General features: G+C 35.0%; 18 protein-coding genes. 6 read left to right on the top strand and 12 right to left on the bottom strand.

The window, feature by feature from the left end; all coding sequences use genetic code 11:
* Positions 1–15 precede the first annotated feature (15 nt).
* Both R2Q77_RS09060 and R2Q77_RS09055 read left to right on the top strand, forming a co-directional pair.
* Positions 16–795, top strand: a complete 780-nt coding sequence (locus R2Q77_RS09060; protein WP_316803402.1) for an N-acetylmuramoyl-L-alanine amidase — start codon at positions 16–18, stop codon at positions 793–795.
* A gap of 195 nt (positions 796–990) precedes the next feature.
* A complete protein-coding gene (locus R2Q77_RS09055; RefSeq protein ID WP_316803401.1) occupies positions 991–1,944 on the top strand; it encodes an MlaD family protein in 954 nt (317 codons plus the stop codon).
* A 70-nt stretch (positions 1,945–2,014) separates the two neighbouring features.
* Here R2Q77_RS09055 and R2Q77_RS09050 read toward each other — a convergent pair whose 3' ends face one another.
* From R2Q77_RS09050 to R2Q77_RS09035, 4 genes are all read right to left on the bottom strand, one after another.
* Positions 2,015–2,920 (bottom strand): ribonuclease Z, encoded by a 906-nt coding sequence (locus tag R2Q77_RS09050; RefSeq protein WP_316803400.1) that lies wholly within the window; start codon positions 2,918–2,920, stop codon positions 2,015–2,017.
* A gap of 73 nt (positions 2,921–2,993) precedes the next feature.
* Complete coding sequence (locus tag R2Q77_RS09045) at positions 2,994–3,371, bottom strand: STAS domain-containing protein (RefSeq protein ID WP_316803399.1); 378 nt, start codon at positions 3,369–3,371, stop codon at positions 2,994–2,996.
* Between the two features lie 43 nt (positions 3,372–3,414).
* Positions 3,415–4,359: a phosphoribosylaminoimidazolesuccinocarboxamide synthase gene (locus R2Q77_RS09040; protein WP_316803398.1), complete on the bottom strand. Its 945-nt coding sequence runs from the start codon at positions 4,357–4,359 to the stop codon at positions 3,415–3,417.
* A 147-nt stretch (positions 4,360–4,506) separates the two neighbouring features.
* Positions 4,507–5,466 carry a PhoH family protein gene (locus R2Q77_RS09035; RefSeq protein WP_316803397.1) on the bottom strand — a complete coding sequence of 320 codons (960 nt, stop codon included), beginning with the start codon at positions 5,464–5,466 and terminating at the stop codon, positions 4,507–4,509.
* Positions 5,467–5,569: 103 nt separating this feature from the next.
* On the opposite strand from R2Q77_RS09035, the gene R2Q77_RS09030 reads away from it, so the two are divergent.
* Together R2Q77_RS09030 and R2Q77_RS09025 are read left to right on the top strand one after the other, a co-directional pair.
* Positions 5,570–6,349 (top strand): SAM-dependent chlorinase/fluorinase, encoded by a 780-nt coding sequence (locus R2Q77_RS09030; RefSeq protein WP_316803396.1) that lies wholly within the window; start codon positions 5,570–5,572, stop codon positions 6,347–6,349.
* Positions 6,350–6,467: 118 nt separating this feature from the next.
* A complete protein-coding gene (locus R2Q77_RS09025; protein WP_316803395.1) occupies positions 6,468–6,989 on the top strand; it encodes a hypothetical protein in 522 nt (173 codons plus the stop codon).
* Between the two features lie 235 nt (positions 6,990–7,224).
* Here the strand turns inward: R2Q77_RS09025 and R2Q77_RS09020 are convergent, their stop codons facing one another.
* The 6 genes from R2Q77_RS09020 to R2Q77_RS08995 all read right to left on the bottom strand — a co-directional run bounded on the left by R2Q77_RS09020 (position 7,225) and on the right by R2Q77_RS08995 (position 13,761).
* Positions 7,225–8,175 (bottom strand): D-2-hydroxyacid dehydrogenase, encoded by a 951-nt coding sequence (locus tag R2Q77_RS09020; RefSeq protein ID WP_316803394.1) that lies wholly within the window; start codon positions 8,173–8,175, stop codon positions 7,225–7,227.
* A 70-nt stretch (positions 8,176–8,245) separates the two neighbouring features.
* A complete protein-coding gene (gene serC, locus R2Q77_RS09015; protein ID WP_316803393.1) occupies positions 8,246–9,319 on the bottom strand; it encodes a 3-phosphoserine/phosphohydroxythreonine transaminase in 1,074 nt (357 codons plus the stop codon).
* Positions 9,320–9,556: 237 nt separating this feature from the next.
* Positions 9,557–11,977 carry a TonB-dependent receptor gene (locus R2Q77_RS09010; protein ID WP_316803392.1) on the bottom strand — a complete coding sequence of 807 codons (2,421 nt, stop codon included), beginning with the start codon at positions 11,975–11,977 and terminating at the stop codon, positions 9,557–9,559.
* 67 nt (positions 11,978–12,044) lie between these two features.
* A complete protein-coding gene (locus R2Q77_RS09005) occupies positions 12,045–12,419 on the bottom strand; it encodes a DUF2255 family protein (RefSeq protein ID WP_316803391.1) in 375 nt (124 codons plus the stop codon).
* A 15-nt stretch (positions 12,420–12,434) separates the two neighbouring features.
* Entirely contained in the window at positions 12,435–13,106 is a 672-nt protein-coding gene (rpe, locus tag R2Q77_RS09000; RefSeq protein WP_316803390.1) for a ribulose-phosphate 3-epimerase, read from the bottom strand.
* Positions 13,107–13,170: 64 nt separating this feature from the next.
* Positions 13,171–13,761 carry a hypothetical protein gene (locus tag R2Q77_RS08995; RefSeq protein WP_316803388.1) on the bottom strand — a complete coding sequence of 197 codons (591 nt, stop codon included), beginning with the start codon at positions 13,759–13,761 and terminating at the stop codon, positions 13,171–13,173.
* A gap of 71 nt (positions 13,762–13,832) precedes the next feature.
* Here R2Q77_RS08995 and R2Q77_RS08990 point away from each other — a divergent pair, with 71 nt between their 5' ends.
* Positions 13,833–14,528 (top strand): toxin-antitoxin system YwqK family antitoxin, encoded by a 696-nt coding sequence (locus R2Q77_RS08990; protein ID WP_316803387.1) that lies wholly within the window; start codon positions 13,833–13,835, stop codon positions 14,526–14,528.
* Positions 14,529–14,656: 128 nt separating this feature from the next.
* On the opposite strand, the gene pnp is transcribed toward R2Q77_RS08990, so the two are convergent.
* Together pnp and rpsO are read right to left on the bottom strand one after the other, a co-directional pair.
* Positions 14,657–16,792, bottom strand: coding sequence for a polyribonucleotide nucleotidyltransferase (gene pnp, locus R2Q77_RS08985; protein ID WP_316803386.1), 2,136 nt, complete (start codon positions 16,790–16,792; stop codon positions 14,657–14,659).
* Positions 16,793–16,968: 176 nt separating this feature from the next.
* The gene (gene rpsO / locus R2Q77_RS08980) at positions 16,969–17,253 is read right to left on the bottom strand and encodes a 30S ribosomal protein S15 (RefSeq protein ID WP_131537188.1); all 285 of its coding nucleotides are present in this window, start codon (positions 17,251–17,253) and stop codon (positions 16,969–16,971) included.
* Between the two features lie 359 nt (positions 17,254–17,612).
* On the opposite strand from rpsO, the gene R2Q77_RS08975 reads away from it, so the two are divergent.
* Positions 17,613–18,032, top strand: a complete 420-nt coding sequence (locus tag R2Q77_RS08975) for an acyl-CoA thioesterase (RefSeq protein ID WP_316803384.1) — start codon at positions 17,613–17,615, stop codon at positions 18,030–18,032.
* Positions 18,033–18,211: the final 179 nt, after the last annotated feature.

Raw genomic sequence — 18,211 nt, 5'->3', positions numbered from 1 at the left:
AATATCCCTGCTTAAATGAAGCTTAAACTTCTGGTTATTTTTTTAATTTTAATATCATCTGTCAGCATACAAAATTCTTTTGCCCAGGGATATAAAATTAAAACTATTGTGATAGATCCCGGCCATGGTGGCCGAAAACCTGGCGCATCGGGAAGTTTTTCGAAAGAAAAAGATGTTGCCTTAAAAATTGCCTTAAAATTAGGCGAGAAATTGAAAGATGAATTGCCAGGTATAAAAATTATTTATACCCGAACAAAAGACATTGATGTTGATTTATACCGCAGGGCGGAAATAGCAAATGATGCAAATGCCGATCTTTTTATATCTGTACATTGTAATTCAATGCCCGCAGGTAATAAAGGCATCAAAGGTGTTGAAACATTAGTGGCTGGTTCGCACAGGTTAAAAGAACAAGATGCAGCAATAAGAGAGAATGCCGATATAAAATTAGAGAAGAACTACAAAACCAAGTATGATGGTTATGATCCAAACGATCCGGGAACTTTTATTATTTTGTCGTTATTAAAAAACGCGTTTAGAGATAAAAGCATTAAATTTGCCAAGCTTATTCAAAACAGCTACATCGCAAGAGATAAAAGATTGAGCCGTGGTGTAAAAGAACAAGGTGTTTTAGTACTGCAAAGATGCGGTATGCCAGCTGTACTTACAGAAGTAGGTTTTATATCGAATACGCAGGAAGAAAAATATATAAACTCTGCAAAGGGGCAAAACGAAATTGCAGACTCTATTGTGGATGCAATTAAAAAATATAAGAAAAATATTGAGGTAAGATAATTGGCATTATAAGTGATAGTTAGTTTACCTTTGAATATTAATTACACAATTAACAACATAAACCAAAACAAAAGTCCTGATGCAGGTATTATCTATTATTAGATATGAAAAGCATCATAAAATAAGAAAGCGCTCTTATAGGTACTGAAGATTTAATACACTTTCGGAACTTGTAGCCATTAAATAGAAACACTCATGAAAATTAAGAACGAAACCAAAGTAGGTATTTTAGCTGCATTTGCCATTGCTTTATTAATTATTGGATATAATTTTTTAAAGGGAAATTCAATCTTCTCAAGTGAAACAAGTTTGTTTGCCAGATATTCAAGAGTGGATGGTTTAACGGTATCGAAGCCTGTTTTAATCAATGGTTATCAAATTGGTCGTGTAGCCAAGCTACAATTGGAACCAGGCGGTACCATCCTGGCCACCTTAAGCATCAACAGCAAATACGATATTCCGGATAACAGTACTGCCCGTTTAGAAGGTACAGATCTTTTAGGTAGCAAAGCCATTATTATGGAATTGGGTAATTCAAAAAAAATGGCGGAAGATGGCGCCACCTTAAATGCCAATGTAGAAAAGGGATTAATGGAACAGGTTCAGCCGATTCAGAAAAAAGCAGAGTTAATTATTGGTAAAATGGATTCTATTTTAAGTAGTGTAAATACCATTTTAAGTCCAAATTTTCAGAAAAATGTTGATAAGAGCTTTAATAGTATTGCCGGAACATTGGCCTCTTTAGAAACGACTTCTAAAAAAGTGGATGGATTAGTTGGATCAGAAAGTCAGCGTATTTCTGCAATTTTCAAAAATGTTGAAGGCATTACGGCTAATTTAAACAACAACAATAAAAAGATCAGCGATATTTTAACTAATATTAATACCGTTACCGATAAGTTTGCCGCTGCTAACTTTAAACAAACTCTTGACAATGCAAATAGTGCCATTGCAGATTTGCAAAGCGTAATTACAGGAATTAAAAGTGGAAAAGGTAGTTTAGGCTTATTGTTAAACGATACCAAAATGTATGATAACTTAAGCAGCGCTTCTAAAAATCTGGATGAGCTGATGATTGATTTAAAAGCTAATCCTAAACGTTATGTACATTTCTCTGTATTTGGCGGAGGCAATAAGAAAGATAAATAATAAAACTTATTCAAATAAAAAGCCCTTGCAATTAAATGCAAGGGCTTTTTTTATAGCTGAGTGGCCTATTTTATAGCTGAAAAGTTCGCCCCTCTATTGCCAGTTCGGTATTTTCAAAAACAGATTGCGCCTCTTCTAAAAGCATTTGTAAAGTTTTATAGCGGGAAGAAAAGTGGCCGATTAATAATTTCTTCGCATGAATAATATTGGCAATTTCTGCAGCCTGTAATGCGGTTGTGTGGTGAGTTTCCTTTGCTCTATCTAATAACTCATGAAGAAAAGTAGCTTCATGGTATAGTGTATCACAATTCATTATGGAGGGAAAATACCGTTCATCAAATAAAGTATCAGAACAATAAGCGTATGACCTCGGGGCATCAGCCGGCTTAGTATATTCTTCGCTTAGCAAAATATCCCCGTTTGGAAGTGTAACATCCATTCCTTTCTTTAAGGCTGTATAATAAGCCATAGGCACGTCATCACTTTTTTCCTTAATTAATTTTCGTTGCCTTTGCTTTTGTTCAAAAACAAATCCCGTACACGGAATCCTGTGGTTTAAAATAATTGTTCTTACAACCAGATCACTGTTTTCAAAAATTTGGGCCGGACTTGTTGCGTCAATAGCAAAAAATTCAATTGAGTATCTAAGAGTAGTATCTGAATATTTAAACTGAATTTCCAAAATTTCCAGTAAAGCCGCAGGACCAAAAATTTGCATGGGTTTTATGCGCCCGTTTAGGTGCAAACTGGATAAAAGCCCAACAAGGCCTAAATAATGATCGCCATGCAGGTGGGTTATAAAAATATAATCAATCCTGGCTGCTTTAATATTAAACCGGATGAGCTGGTGTTGCGTACCTTCCCCACAATCAATTAAATAGTATTTTTCATTACAATTTAAAAGTTGCGCCGAAGGGTTACGGTTAAAAACCGGGGTTGCAGAACTACTTCCTAAAATTGTAACTTCAAACTTCATATTTCTAAAGATATATAAAAGCCCCGTAGGTTTAAATGCTACGAGGCTTTTTTTAAAATAAGTTAATGCGTTTTTATTTTGCGCCTCTGAATTCTTTTTCCAACTCTTCCATAAAAATGAAATCTGTTGCTTCTGCTAATGTATTTACAAACGTTACAGACTGGAATATGTTTGATAATTCTATAATATGAGCTATTGCATCATTAATACCAGTTACAATGAATAAGCCACCTGCATTTTTACAAAGCCTGTCTCCTACCAATAAGCAACTTAAATCCTGTGCATCTGTACACTCTTTAACGTGTGATAAATCAATTATTATATTTTTAAAGCCTTCGGCGTTTAGTAAATAAAATTCTGATTTTAAACCAGGTGCATTATCATTTGTAAACTTAGTTTCTTTTAACTTTAAGGTTACGTATTTTTCATGTTTATCTACTGAAAATTTCATCTCTCTAATCTTTATTTTACTAATGTATATATTTTCTTTCGAATTAAAGTTTTTCTATTGTCTTTAAAACATTAGCTTCAATTCGGCTTGAAATCGAATCGGCATCAGCTTTTATAAATTTTTCTCCAACTATTTGTTCATATAACTCGATGTAACGCTCGGAAATAGAATTAACGATATCTGGAGTCATTTCTGGTACAACTTGCCCATCTTTGCCTTGAAATCCATTTTCAATTAACCACTTGCGTACAAATTCTTTCGAAAGTTGTTTTTGTGCTTCGTTATTATCCTGACGTTCCTGGTATCCTTCAGCATAAAAGTACCTCGACGAATCTGGTGTATGGATTTCGTCAATTAAATAAATCACACCATCAGCTTTACCAAATTCATATTTCGTATCTACCAGGATTAAGCCACTTTTTGCAGCAATCTCTGTACCGCGCTGGTATAAGCCATAAGTGTATTGTTCCAGTTTTTCATAATCGCTCAGGGAAACAATTCCTTTAGCTAAAATATCCTCACGGGAAATATCTTCGTCATGCCCAACAGATGCTTTAGTTGTTGGTGTAATGATTGGTTTTGGGAGTTTATCGTTTTCTTTTAAGCCATCAGGTAAAGCCACACCACAAACACTTCTTTTACCGGCACTATACTCTCTCCATGCATGTCCGGCCAAATACCCGCGAATCACCATTTCTACTTTAAAAGGTTCACAAATTCTGCCTATGGTTACCATTGGATCAGGAACTTCCAGCACCCAGTTGGGTACAATATCTTGTGTAGCTGCTAAAAATTTTGCTGCAATTTGGTTCAAAACCTGCCCTTTAAATGGAATAGCCTCTGGTAAAACTACATCAAATGCGGAAATTCTATCTGTAACAACCATCGCCATAAATTTATCGGCAATGGTATAAACATCACGAACCTTTCCTTTATAATAATTACTCTGTTGAGGGAAATTGAAATGGGTTTCTTTTAGTGCTTTCATTGGCGATAAAAATACAAAAAAGTCAGGAAGTCTGAAAGAATAAGTTCGTTCTAAGGCTCAATAAATACAAAAGCCTGGAGCCTTAAATTCTTATCTCTGTAAAGATCGTATATTCAAGATTCCAGGCTTTTAAAATCATCCGGTTATTTACTGGATATCGCCATAGGCTTTAAGGATATCTTTTACCAGTTTATGCCGCACTACATCTTCTCCGCTTAAGTAAATAATATCAATGCCTTTAATGCCTTCTAAAATCCTTAAACCATTAAACAATCCCGACATTTGCTTTTTAGGCAAATCAATTTGCGTAACATCACCTGTAACGATAAATTTAGCCGTTGGTCCCATACGGGTCAAAAACATTTTCAACTGCATATCAGTTGCGTTTTGTGCTTCATCCAGAATTACAAAACAATTGTCTAATGTACGGCCACGCATAAATGCCAAAGGAGCAATTTCTATCGTACGGTTTTCAATATAGAACTTTAGTTTTTCTGCCGGAATCATATCATCCAGCGCATCGTAAAGCGGGCGTAAATAAGGATCAATCTTTTCTTTCAGATCTCCTGGTAAAAATCCAAGATTTTCTCCTGCCTCCACCGCAGGCCTAGTTAAGATGATTCTTTTAATCTCTTTATTTTTTAAAGCTCTAACTGCCAAAGCAACGGCAGTATAAGTTTTTCCTGTACCAGCAGGCCCAACGGCAAAAAGTATATCATTTTTACCAATACTGGTAACCATTTTACGCTGATTTGCGGTTCTGGCCTTAACCAAAAGACCGTTTGTACCGAAAACAATTACCTCTCCGCCACCTCCGGTTGGTTCAGAAACATCTTTTTTTACAACCCCATCTGCCTTTTGCCCTAGGATAGATTCGACATCATTATTGGTTAAGGAACTGTATTTTTCGAGTTGTCCAACCAGTTGGATAAACTTCTGTTCAAATACCTTAAGTTCCTGTTCATCACCAAGAACCTTAACATCACTACCTCTCGCTACAATCTTTAATTTAGCAAAAGCGCCCTTAATCATTTCGTAATTTTCGTTGTTCGGTCCCCAGAATTGCGCAGGATTTACGGTATCCAATGTTAATTTTAATTCGTTCAAGCTGTAGTATTTTTTAAGTTTGCAGGCTTATATTTAATTTAAATTTGAATATTTGTAGGCGCTTAGCCCCTACACAAGAATAAGCATAATTAATGAATTTTTAATGGGTATAATTACTTTAACAACAGATTTAGGTTCAAAAGATTTTTACCAGTCCGCCTTAAAAGGTAGCCTGCTAAGGCTTATGCCTACTGTTAATTTGGTCGATATTACCCACGAGGTTCCCTCTTTCAACATTTCTTATGCAGCATTTGTTCTAAAAAACGCTTATCCTTATTTTCCAAAAAATACAGTTCATTTAATTGGGATAGATTCTGTGTACAGTGAGAACACCAAATATATCGCTATAAAACACAAAGACCATTATTTTGTGGGTGCCGATAATGGAATTTTTTCACTTCTTTTTGATGATACACCTGAAGATGTTGTAGAGCTTAACATTATGCAGGACTTAAAGTACCTCCACTTTCCATTGGTTGATATTTTTGTAAAAGCGGCAACACATTTAGCAAAAGGCGGCAAACTTAAAGATATTGGCTTACCTGTAGCAGAGATTGAGCAAAAGATGCTTTTACACCCTGTTATAGAGAAAGATATCATTCGGGGCAGTGTAGTTTATATTGATACATTTTGCAATGTTATTACCAATATTACAAAAGATCTATTTACCAGAATACAAAAAAATAGGGATTTCACTTTATACTTTAGAAAAAGTGAAACCATTACTCAGCTCAGCTGGCATTACAATGAAGTACAGGAAGGCGAAAAACTTTGCTTATTTGGCATTAGTAACCATTTGGAAATTGCAATTAATAAAGGCAAAGCAAGTGGCTTATTAGGCTTACATCTTGGCGATATTGTAAGAGTAGAATTTCATAATTAAGTAAAGAATAGCTTACTATCACAAGAATTAAAATACTGTAATATAAATTATTATGGTTTATATTAATGTGATGTAAAAAATTATAAAAACATCTTTGTTTTCCGCTTGTTTCTCCATTATGAAAAAACATCTGCTTACTCTCTGCCTTTCTATTTTTAGTTTTATTGCTTTTGCGCAACAGGATACTTCCGCCTATCAGATGCAAAGGGCTAAAATAAATGCCCTATTAAATGATCGAAGTATAAAATTTGGTCAATACGATCAAAGCCTGAATGAAAAAACAGGAATTTTTGGCTGGCAAACAAAAAAGGATATTAAAAATTCAAATGAAATTCTTCGGCAAATTGTATTAAATGATAACAATATCTTTAAAGAATTAAAGGTACTGATGGACTATAAAGATGTTCAAAATCAAAAAGTTGTAGTGGATGCCAGCAATTCGGAAGAGCGGATTGAGAATTACATGCGTACAATAAAAAAACTTCAGGATCAAAATACACAAATCAAAAATGAAGCACATAGAGATATGGGCGCAAAAAATATCTCAATTTATATTATTGTTTTTTTAATCCTTATTATGGCTGGAGGAAGTTATTTTTTCTTCAAAAAACTAAAGAAGTATGAAAAAAGCGCTGTTTAAGGTTTTGGTAAAAATCAATAATGCTGTTTTACCGAGTTTGTATAAAAAAGACCCTTCAAAATTAAGCACCTTTCAAAAGGCTGTTCTGGGATATCGCTATTGGGCACTTACAAATGCTTTGGATTAAAAAAGACCAATCAATCGATTGGTCTTTCCTTAAAATTGTTATACTGAACTTATTTCATCATCTCTTTAGGTAAAAACTTTTAAAACAAGTTCAGGATGATGAGACGATCTATTTTTTAAAATGCTCGATAATCAAGGTTGCTAACTCCGTTCCAATACGCTCTTGAGCCTCATTTGTTGAAGCACCAATATGAGGCGTTAATGAAATTTTTGGATGTGTTAAAATACCTGCCAACGGCGTAGGCTCGTTGTTAAAAACATCTAAACCAGCAAAAGATACTTTTCCTGAATCCAGGGCCGCAATTAATGCAGGTTCGTCAATGGTTCCTCCTCTTGAACAGTTTACAATTCCAACACCGTTTTTCATTTTTGCAAACTCGGCCTCGCCTAAAATAGGTTTATCCGCAAATGGAGTATGCAAGCTGATGAAATCACTTCCGGTTATTACTTCATCAAGAGCTACTGTTTTAATTGGAATATTTACGGAAATACCACCTTGAAAATCTAAAGTAATTTCAGTTTCTAAAGGATATAAATCATAAGCCAGAACATTCATACCTAAACCTAAAGCAACTTTTGCAGTAGCACGACCAATCCGACCAAAGCCGATAATGCCAATTGTTTTACCACTTAATTCAGTTCCTTTTGCATAAGCTTTTTTAAGGTTATTAAATTGAGTGGCACCTTCAACCGGCATTTTGCGGTTAGCATCCTGTAAAAATCTAATCCCCGTAAATAAATGCGAAAACACCAGTTCGGCAACAGATAATGATGAAGCTGCAGGTGTATTAACTACTGCAACACCCTGACTGCGGGCATATTCTACATCGATGTTATCCATGCCTACTCCACCTCTGCCAATTAATTTAATATTTGGAACGGCATCAATTAATTCTTTTCTAACTTTTGTTGCACTACGTACTGTAATGGCATCATAGTTTTTTAAAGCTTCAGCCAACTGATCTTGCGGAATGGTTTCTGTATCCACTACAAATCCAGCTTTTTCTAATAATTCTTTTCCGATAGGGTCGATTCCATCGTTTGCTAATATCTTAATCATTTTAGTCTGATTTCACCGATTGACATTACAAAATGTTTGCAATCAATCCGTGTTCGATTATAATTTTATCTTAATTTGATTTTGCTTGTTTTTCTTCAAATAACTGCATGGCTTCTACCAAAGCGTGCACACTTGTAATTGGCAAAGCATTATACATCGAAGCCCTGAAACCTCCAACACTTCTGTGCCCCTTAATACCAACTATACCAAGGTCTTCAGTGTATTTTAAGAATGGTTTTTCCAGTTCCGGATTTTCCATTACAAAACAAATATTCATTCTTGAACGATCTTCAATAGCACAAGTTCCTTTAAATAAAGGATTACGATCTATTTCTCTGTAAAGCGCTTCAGACTTTTGTTTATTTTCTTTTTCAATTTCGGCCACACCGCCTTTTGATTTTAACCAGCGGAGATTTAATAATGCTACATAGATAGAGAAAACAGGTGGAGTATTATACATTGAACCATTATCAATGTGCGATTGATAATTTAACATGGAAGGAATTTTACGACCTGATTTGCCTAAAATTTCATCCTTAACAATTACAATTGTTAAACCTGCCGGACCAACATTCTTTTGCGCACCGGCATAAATTAAATCGAATTTGGAAACGTCGATCACACGGCTCATAATATCTGAAGACATATCACAAACCATTGGTACTGCAGTTTGTGGAACATCAAAAAGTTCAGTTCCGTAAATTGTATTGTTAGAAGTATAATGGAAATAAGCACTATCCGCCGGGATTTCGTAATCTTTTGGAATAAAAGTATAGTTTGCATCTTTTGAAGAAGCAACTACATTTACATCGCCAATAAATTTAGCTTCCTTTAAGGCTTTGGTGGCCCAAACGCCGGTATCGAGGTAACTTGCCTTTTGTCCGTCGCCCAATAAATTCATTGGCACCATTGCAAATTGCAAACTTGCTCCACCCTGTAAAAATAAAACGGAATAACCCGAAGGCACATTTAATAATTCTTTAACCAATTTATCAGCTTCAGCAACAACGGCCTCAAATTCGGTTGTCCTGTGCGAAATTTCTAAAATTGATAATCCATCGTTAAAATCTAAAACTGCCTGTGCGGCTTGTTTAAACACTTCTTGAGGTAAAATACAAGGGCCTGCGCCAAAATTATGCTTCATCTTATTATTTAATGTTTTACGCCGTAAATGTAAAATTTTTAAAGCAGTAATGCCTATAAAATCGTATGATAAAAAATTAAATTTTGTTAAAAAAAAGCCAAAAGTTAATGGATTTATTGCAGTTTTTGTAATTAAAACGTTTAACTGTAAATGACCGATTTCTTTTGATTTAGGTAAGCAAGGTAACCAATAGCCTTTTAAAATTTCTTGCGGTTACAAGCATAAAATAATCAGGGCTTAATTTTTCAATTTCACAATCAATTTCAAATTAAACTGCCTGCCTGTTAAATAATTCGGTACCGCATATTGTACATTATCTACATCTTTTAGCCAAAGGTAAGAAACTGTATTATTGATGTTTAGCATATTAAAAACCTCGAAAAACAGAATTACCGAACTGAAGTTCTTATCGAGAAACTTGGGTTTGTGCGCTGCAGCATCATCTAAAAAATCCTTAGAGAAACCAATATCGACCCTTTTATAAGCCGGAATATAAAATTTATCTAAATATCGGTCTGTTGACGATGGGCCAATTGGTAGTCGAGAGCCGTATAGCGCATTTAAATGAACTTTATAAGTTGGGCTATTGAGTAAACGATCCTGAAAAAATATAGAAAAATTAACACGCTGATCTGTTGGGCGCTTTAAATAACCAGGATATATAGTTGTACCGTTTTCAATGTAACGATCTCCTATTATATCTTCATTGGCATGCATAATAGAAAGCCTGAAATAAGAAACCAAATCCTTAACAAACTCTCCTCCAATACTAAAATCGGCTCCATATGCATACCCTTTTGACAATTCATTTGCTAAATATTTTATTCGCAGGTTGTCAATTTTATAAGGGATTAAACGATCCGAATATTTAAAGTAAGCTTCTGAAGTAAATTTTAGCCGGGTTCCAAATGCATCAAATGCATAATCATAACCGAGAGAGGTATTGTAAGAACGTTGTGCCCGCTGATTAATATTTAAAATTCCATTAAAATCTCTAATGGTCCGGTAAGACGGTGGCTGCTGATAAACACCCGCTGTAAACCTAAAAATTTTATTATTTGAATTTGGCCGATAAGCGATGAGCATCCTTGGGCTTAACAATAACTGGTTGCTTAACGAATTAAAGTTTGCCCTTGCGCCTAATTGTAATTCAGCGTGCTCCGAGAGCGAATAGCTATCCTGTATATAGGCACTGTAATTTTTAATACTGAGGTCATTCTCAATGTTTATAACATCCTGAAGTACAATGTTTTTCGAATTACCAGGTACAACAAAACCTGCTGAGTCTGTGTAATTATATTCATTTAATCGATCATTATATTTTGACTGTTCGAATTTTAGCCCCCATGAAAACACATGGTTATTAAAGTTCTGGTCAACTTTAATTTCAGAAGTAAATACTCTTGTATCCAGGCTATTTCGCCCGTAATTATAGTAAGATCCTATACCCCTGTCTTTTTTAACAGGGCCAAAATCATCAATGGGAAAAGAATTATCAACTTCCTCGAAAATATAGCTTCCATCAATATCAAATCTTTCGCGCTCTACAGTATTAAAATAGCTGTTAATAAATTTAATAACAAGGTTTGGTTTAGGTGTAAAAGTTGCAGTTACAGCGCTGCCTATGGTCCGGTAATCGTCTATTTCCTGACCTTTATAATCTACATTTAACCTTAAAGTAGTACTTAAAGTGCCAAATTGCGTTTCTCTGCTTTCAGGAACCAGTTTAAATTGCCCGCCATTAAAAAAACCTAAAAAACCAATGTTAAATTTTGGAGAAAAATCATACTGATACAGCAATTGAGCATCGGCAAAATTAGGATTATAGCTTCCCTTTTCATCCTGCTTAATCAATACGCTCGAATTGTTTTTATATCGGATACCAGCCAATAAAAAGCTATTTTTAAATGTCCTCTTGGTTGAAATGGAGGTATTTAAAAAGCTGGCACTTAATACAGTTTGATTGCTATCTGGTTTATCATATTTAATATCTAAAACAGAAGAAAGTTTATCGCCATACCGGGCTTCAAAACCACCGGCAGAAAATTTTGCTTTACTAACCAAGTCGGCATTAATAAAACTTAATCCTTCCTGCTGCCCGTTTCTAATCAATATGGGCCGGTTAATTTCAACATCGTTGATGTAAATTAAGTTCTCATCAAAATTACCACCACGTACACTGTATTGAGCACTCAATTCGTTATTTGTAGATACACCCGGAAGGGTTTTTAGCATGGTTTCGAAATTACCTGATACTAAAGGCATAAAAGAAACATCGCCTACATTCAACGTTGTGGTATTACTAAGTTGATTTTGCTTGTTGGTAATATTGATCTGTTCCAGCTCATTAATATTAATGCGTAAACCTACCGATTGGCTAATGCGTGCCCCTGAGCGTTCATTAAATTTTAGTATCTGATATTGGTAGCCTAAAAGCGAATATTTTATATTGAAATTCCGGGATTTTGAATAAATGGTGTACGCACCGAATTCATCTGTAACGGTAGATTGCCCTTGTCCTAACACCATTACGGTAACCTGGGCAAGTGGCATTTTTTCTTCGTTATAAACAATCCCGGAAATTCTTACTAAAGGCTGTGCAAATGCAAAACCAAATCCTGCAAACAGAAAAAAGAATAAGAGCCGTAATTTGAGCATTTATATTTCCTAAGTGCTGTTGTTAAAAAATCAATCGTTCAGGGCAAGTTATGTTCTTGCTTTTGATTTAGAAAACAATAAATTCAAGCGTTTTGTCTATGTGCTTTTGCTCTGTAATGCCCAATGCATACTTCGCATTTTCTCCATAGTTATATTTGCTGAGATACGCTTTATTGATTTCATCCGTAATAGCTGTTAAATCCTGAGGAATAATGGCTTGAATATTAAATTCAGAGCGACCACATTTTATTTTTCCTTTATTATTGACTATAAAAGTATTGTACCAACTTTTTTCCGCGAAACCCCACGAACGGGCAAAAATTCTATCACCAACTGTAACCATCCATATTTCTAAAAATGAATCACGGTCCGTACCCGCTTTCAGTCCGGTTAAATTGTTTTTATTGATGTAATCAACAACTATTTTAGTTAAATTTTCCAATTTGCTTTAGGTTACTCAAATGAATTTCTCAGCGGTATTTAATTCTTTCATTTTAGAAATTGTTGTTGTGGGATTATCAGTTGCAAAAATGGCATTTCCAGCCACAAAAGCATTGGCACCCGCTTCTATTAACATCCCGATGTTTTGCAAACCAACACCTCCATCTACTTCAATAATCAGGTTTTCATTAACCCCCTGAATCAAAGCTTTTAAATCTTTAATCTTTTTATATGTATTGTGAATAAATTGTTGTCCGCCAAAACCAGGATTAACCGACATAATCAGTACCAAATCCAAATCGGCAATAATATCCTGAAGCAAAGTTACCGGCGTATGTGGATTTATGGCTACACCAGCTTTACAGCCGGCAGCTTTTATGGCCTGAACCGTTCTGTGCAAATGCGTACAAGTTTCATAATGAACCGTTATGCCTGAAGCGCCTGCTTTTGCAAAATCTTCTATATACTGATCAGGATTAATAATCATTAAATGAACATCTAAGGGTTTTGTTGCGTATTTCTTTACAGCAGCCATTACCGGAAAACCGAAAGAAATATTGGGAACAAAAACGCCATCCATCACATCAACATGAAACCAGTCGGCTTCACTTTGGTTAATCATTTCAACGTCTCTTTGAAGGTTGCCAAAATCGGCAGATAAAATGGATGGTGCAATTAAATGTTTCATTTTATAAAGATAAAGAAATAGCCATAAACAAAAAACCTTTTGCTTTATGCAAAAGGTTTATATCTTATTTCAGTTTCATTTCAATGGCTTGTCCATCTCTGGTTACCTCTACAAATTCTTCTATCCGGTCAGTATAGTTATTGGTATAATTCTGATAATCGTAATAATCTGTTCTGCCTCCATAATTATTGTAACCACTTCCCCGGTATACCGGTGTGGATCCTGAACGGCTATAACTGGCAAAAGATTGAAGAAAATATTTACCTGGCTTCATTTTATCAAATTTAAATCTGCCATACGCATCTGTTGTTACTGTAATCCGGTATCTAAAAGCTTGTTCAGACATGAAAACACTTGTTTTTTTATTCTCCATTTTACCTCTTAGTTTATACCATTCTTCGAAATAAGAAGTAACCGGGTACAAGGTTACCACAACATTTTGGGCCAATATTTTTGATCCTACTTTCATTCCATAGCCATTTTTTGGGCGCGTAAATGCCACACCTTCAATTGACGACTTACCTAATGCCAGCATGTTTTTTGCTTGTAAAGAATCAAACGGAACCTGTGGGTAATAAGCGGCCTTCTGAGCTTTTAATGTTACTGCCGAAAAAAGTAATATAAGCACTGTTAAAATCAAATGTGTTTTTTTCATATTTAGATTTTTTTATTTTTAGATGTTTCAGAATACATAATTATATTATTTTAGCCAAAAAAACAACTCATATGAAAAAATATATCTTTATTTTATGCTTACTATTTACAGCAAACCTGGCATTTTCTCAAAAAGAAAAACCCTGTGGAATTAAAGATGGGCTACAGGAAGGTACCTGCAAGCAGTTTTACGACAATGGAAAACTGGGTTCATCGGAAAACTGGAAAAAAGGAAAAAAAGAAGGTTTAGCGAGTTACTACTTCGAAAACGGAAACCTTAAAGCTACAGGAAACTTCACAAAAGATAAGAAATCTGGTTTATGGAAATTTTACAATGATAATGGTATTATCAAGGCCGAAGAAACTTTTGTTTATAAAGATTTTATGGAAATTAAAGAAGGTTTTTTCAAATATTATTACCCAAGTGGTAAACTGCAACTTACCAGATACTATAAAGATGATGTGAGAGATGGAATTGAGACAAGTTACTACGAAAATGGTGTTTTAAAAAGTGTAGGGAACTTTGCTAAAAACCTTCAGGATGGAGAATGGAAATTTTATTATGACAATGGAAAACCTGAGGATATTTCTGAATGGAAAAATAATCTTCCTGATGGAAAGCAAACAACTTACCACAAAAATGGTCAGGTTAAATGTGCAGTACTCTCTGTAAAAGGTAAAAAAGAAGGCGAAATGATTTGTTACGATGAAAATGGAAAAGTTACCCGCAAAGAAGTTTACAAAAATGATGTAAAGCTAAAACCATAAGCAGCATTCATAAAAAAAAGCCCTTTCAGTAAAACTGAAAGGGCTTTTTTAGTTCGTCATCTTAAATTTATTTTAAGGTCTTATTAACAAGTAAGCTGCTAACATAAATCAGCATGACGAATTATTACTTACGCTTGTGGCGCAGCTGGTTTTTCTGGTCTTGGCAATAAAACTTTACGAGAAAGTTTCATTTTACCTTGTTTATCGATGTCTAATAATTTAACCTCGATTTTATCACCCTCTTTTAATACACCATCCATAGTTTCTAAACGTTCCCATGAAATTTCAGAGATGTGTAATAAACCATCTTTACCTGGCATAACCTCAACAAATGCACCAAATGGCATAATTGATTTTACTTTACCCTGGTAAACCTCACCTATTTCTGGTTTGGCCACGATGTTACGGATACGGGTAACTGCTGCATCAATAGCTGCTTTATTATCTGCAAATACTTCTACGATACCTTTACCATCAACTTCTTCGATAGAGATTGAAGCACCAGTTTCGCGTTGCATTTCCTGGATAATTTTACCTCCAGGGCCGATAATTGCACCAATGAACTCTTTCTCAATAGTTAAAGAAACAATACGTGGAGCGTGTGGTTTGTAATCTTCATTAGGTGTGCTGATGGTTTTCTTCATCTCACCTAAAATATGTAAACGACCTTCTTTAGCTTGTAACAATGCTTTTGTTAAAACTTCGTAAGATAAACCGTTAATTTTTAAATCCATCTGACAAGCAACAATACCGTTTTCAGTACCCGTTACTTTAAAGTCCATATCTCCTAAGTGATCTTCATCACCTAAAATATCCGAAAGGATTGCATATTTACCAGTTTTTTCATCTGTAATTAAACCCATCGCAATACCCGAAACCGGAGATTTAATTTTAATACCAGCATCCATAAGGGCTAATGTACCGGCACAAACCGTTGCCATTGATGATGAACCATTAGATTCTAAAATATCAGAAACGATACGAATGGTATATGGATTAGCTTCACCTTGAGGCAATACTTTTTTCAATGAACGTTGCGCTAAAGCACCGTGACCAATTTCGCGGCGACCAGCACCTCTGTTAGGTCTAACCTCACCAGTAGAGAAACCAGGGAAATTATAATGCAATAAGAATTTGTTGTAACCATTAAAGAAAGCGCCGTCAATCATTTGCTCATCATCTTTACTACCTAAAGTAACTGATGTTAACGATTGAGTTTCGCCACGGGTAAATACAGCCGAACCGTGTGCTGCTGGTAAATAACCTACTTCACTCCAAATTGGGCGAATTTCAGTTGTTTTACGACCATCTAAACGAATGCCTTCATCTAACAATAGATTTCTAATTGCATCGTACTGAACATCATGGTAATAATGTTTAGCCATTGCTTTAGTTAAATCTGCAGTATCTTCTGGCATAGCCTCAAAAAACTCGTTAATGATAGCGGTAAAACCTTCTTTACGAACATCTTTATTGCCACCAGCTTTTGCTACAGCATAAACTTTATCATAAGTATCAGCATAAACTTTAGCTTTTAAATCAGCATCGTGATCTTCGTGGTTGTATTCGCGTTTCACAGTTTTGCCTGTAGCTTCAGTTAATTCAACCTGAACGGCACATTGAACTTTAATTGCATCGTGTGCAAATTTTAAAGCTTCAACCATTTCGTCTTCCTGAATCTCATCACATTCACCTTCAACCATACCTATATCGTTAGCCGAACCAGCAACCATAAATTCTAAAGTTGCACGTTCTAAATCGCTGGCTAATGGATTGATCACCAATTTACCGTCAATTTTAGCTACACGTACTTCAGAAATAGGACCATTAAAAGGAATATCTGAAACTGATAATGCAGCAGATGCAGCTAAACCAGCTAAACAATCAGGCATTATATTTTTATCAGCAGAAATTAGTGAAATCATCACCTGGGTATCCGAGTGATAATCTGATGGGAACATCGGGCGTAAAGCTCTATCCACTAAACGAGAGATTAAAACTTCGTAATCAGATAATCTTGCTTCACGGCGTAAAAAGCCTCCTGGAATACGACCTGTAGACGCATATTTTTCCTGATAATCAACCGATAACGGTAAAAAATCTGTACCTGGTTTAGCACCAACAGTAGATACAACTGTTGCTAACAACATGGTATCACCCATTTTCACGACCACCGAACCATCAGCTTGTTTAGCTAATTTACCAGTTTCAATTTCTACAATTCTGCCATCGCCCAAATCGAACGATTTTTTTATTACATTCATTTAAAAAGAATTATGGTGTGTTTTCCTCTTTCTACACACCTGGTTATATATGTTTTTTGTTTTGCAATTTAGATAAACCTTTACGGTAAATCGCATTTTATCAGCGTTTAAAATGTAAAGCTAACAAAATTAAAAAGCCATTCCCTAAAGAATGGCTCTTGTTGATAAAATTACGCTTATTTTTGTTTAATGATATCACGAAGCGATAAAGCTTTGATGATAGCACGATAGCGCTCAATATCTTTTTTGTATAGGTAAGCCAAAATACCGCGGCGTTTACCTACCAATTTTTGAAGTGACAACTGAGTAGAAAAATCTTTACGATTTTTCTTTAAGTGTTCCGTTAAGTGCGCAATACGGTATGTAAATAACGCTACCTGACCTTCAGCAGAACCAGTATTAGTTTCTACTTCGCCGTGTGTTTTAAAAATTTCGGCTTTCTTTTCTGTACTTAAATACATTCTTGAATAATATTAAAGTGATTAAAAATTAATTAATTTGAGTGCAAAGATACGCTAACTTTTATATATAAGCAAGTGATAATTAATCTTCAAAATAAAGATGATTAGAGTGCAAATAAACACTGATGATCAATAGATTACGGCAACACCAATCCAAGCCCCATTGCAAAAAGGCACGAAATGCCGGCAAGCAATGAACCGATGCTTCCTGTCTCAGCATGACAGGAAAAAAAATCTACCAAATCAGGATTAATATCTTAGATTTCAAACCATTTAGGGCTTCCATTTTCAAGGTTTTCTCTGTTCATATATTCTTTGATAAAGATAAATTCATAAGTTTGCCACCAAACAACAGCCCTTTGAAAAAGAACCAATACAGCATTTTTGAAAGTGAATTACGCGTCCGACCTGATGATATAGATATGTTTAATCATGTGCACAACAGCAAATACCTGGATTATGTATTAGCGGCCCGTTATGAACAAATGGAGAAATTCTATGGAATGCCCTGGGAGCATTTTACCAAACAAGGCTTAGGTTGGGTAGTAAGCCGCGTTGATATTAGCTTTAAACGGCCGTTATTAATGAACGATTTAATGTTGATTAGAACCGGAATATTGACCATGCACGAAAAAGGATGTTCTGTTCAGTTTGAAATCATCAATAAAAAAACAAATAAAGTAGCTTCTGACGGTATTTTCGATTACGTATTAATTGATCTGAATACAAGCAGAGGAACTAAAGTTTCAGAAGAAATGATAAAAGCATATAGTATATAATACAACTATCTCCTGCTTTCCTGTAATCCAAAAAGTTAATCACTTTAATAAAAATCCGTCATCAAAACCTGACAATTAAAAAAAATATTTATATTTGCTTTATCAATAAGACCAGAGCAATGATAGTATCTGTAATCCGTTTGAGGTTTTAAATAACCAAGGATTCCTCCTTTCCGAAT

This window comes from Pedobacter nototheniae (genome assembly GCF_032678625.1).
Taxonomy (GTDB): Bacteria; Bacteroidota; Bacteroidia; order Sphingobacteriales; family Sphingobacteriaceae; genus Pedobacter; species Pedobacter nototheniae_A.
Note: the sequence above shows the minus strand (reverse complement) of the source record. Positions and strands in the feature narration are given on the sequence as shown.

Coding starts and splice junctions, on each gene's coding strand:
- R2Q77_RS09030 (WP_316803396.1), top strand. CDS start 5,570: ATGGGTATAATTACTTTAACAACAGATTTAGGTTCAAAAGATTTTTAC.
- serC (WP_316803393.1), bottom strand. CDS start 9,319: ATGAAGCATAATTTTGGCGCAGGCCCTTGTATTTTACCTCAAGAAGTG.
- R2Q77_RS09020 (WP_316803394.1), bottom strand. CDS start 8,175: ATGATTAAGATATTAGCAAACGATGGAATCGACCCTATCGGAAAAGAA.
- R2Q77_RS09060 (WP_316803402.1), top strand. CDS start 16: ATGAAGCTTAAACTTCTGGTTATTTTTTTAATTTTAATATCATCTGTC.
- R2Q77_RS09025 (WP_316803395.1), top strand. CDS start 6,468: ATGAAAAAACATCTGCTTACTCTCTGCCTTTCTATTTTTAGTTTTATT.
- pnp (WP_316803386.1), bottom strand. CDS start 16,792: ATGAATGTAATAAAAAAATCGTTCGATTTGGGCGATGGCAGAATTGTA.
- rpsO (WP_131537188.1), bottom strand. CDS start 17,253: ATGTATTTAAGTACAGAAAAGAAAGCCGAAATTTTTAAAACACACGGC.
- rpe (WP_316803390.1), bottom strand. CDS start 13,106: ATGAAACATTTAATTGCACCATCCATTTTATCTGCCGATTTTGGCAAC.
- R2Q77_RS09010 (WP_316803392.1), bottom strand. CDS start 11,977: ATGCTCAAATTACGGCTCTTATTCTTTTTTCTGTTTGCAGGATTTGGT.
- R2Q77_RS08990 (WP_316803387.1), top strand. CDS start 13,833: ATGAAAAAATATATCTTTATTTTATGCTTACTATTTACAGCAAACCTG.
- R2Q77_RS09050 (WP_316803400.1), bottom strand. CDS start 2,920: ATGAAGTTTGAAGTTACAATTTTAGGAAGTAGTTCTGCAACCCCGGTT.
- R2Q77_RS08995 (WP_316803388.1), bottom strand. CDS start 13,761: ATGAAAAAAACACATTTGATTTTAACAGTGCTTATATTACTTTTTTCG.
- R2Q77_RS09055 (WP_316803401.1), top strand. CDS start 991: ATGAAAATTAAGAACGAAACCAAAGTAGGTATTTTAGCTGCATTTGCC.
- R2Q77_RS09040 (WP_316803398.1), bottom strand. CDS start 4,359: ATGAAAGCACTAAAAGAAACCCATTTCAATTTCCCTCAACAGAGTAAT.
- R2Q77_RS09045 (WP_316803399.1), bottom strand. CDS start 3,371: ATGAAATTTTCAGTAGATAAACATGAAAAATACGTAACCTTAAAGTTA.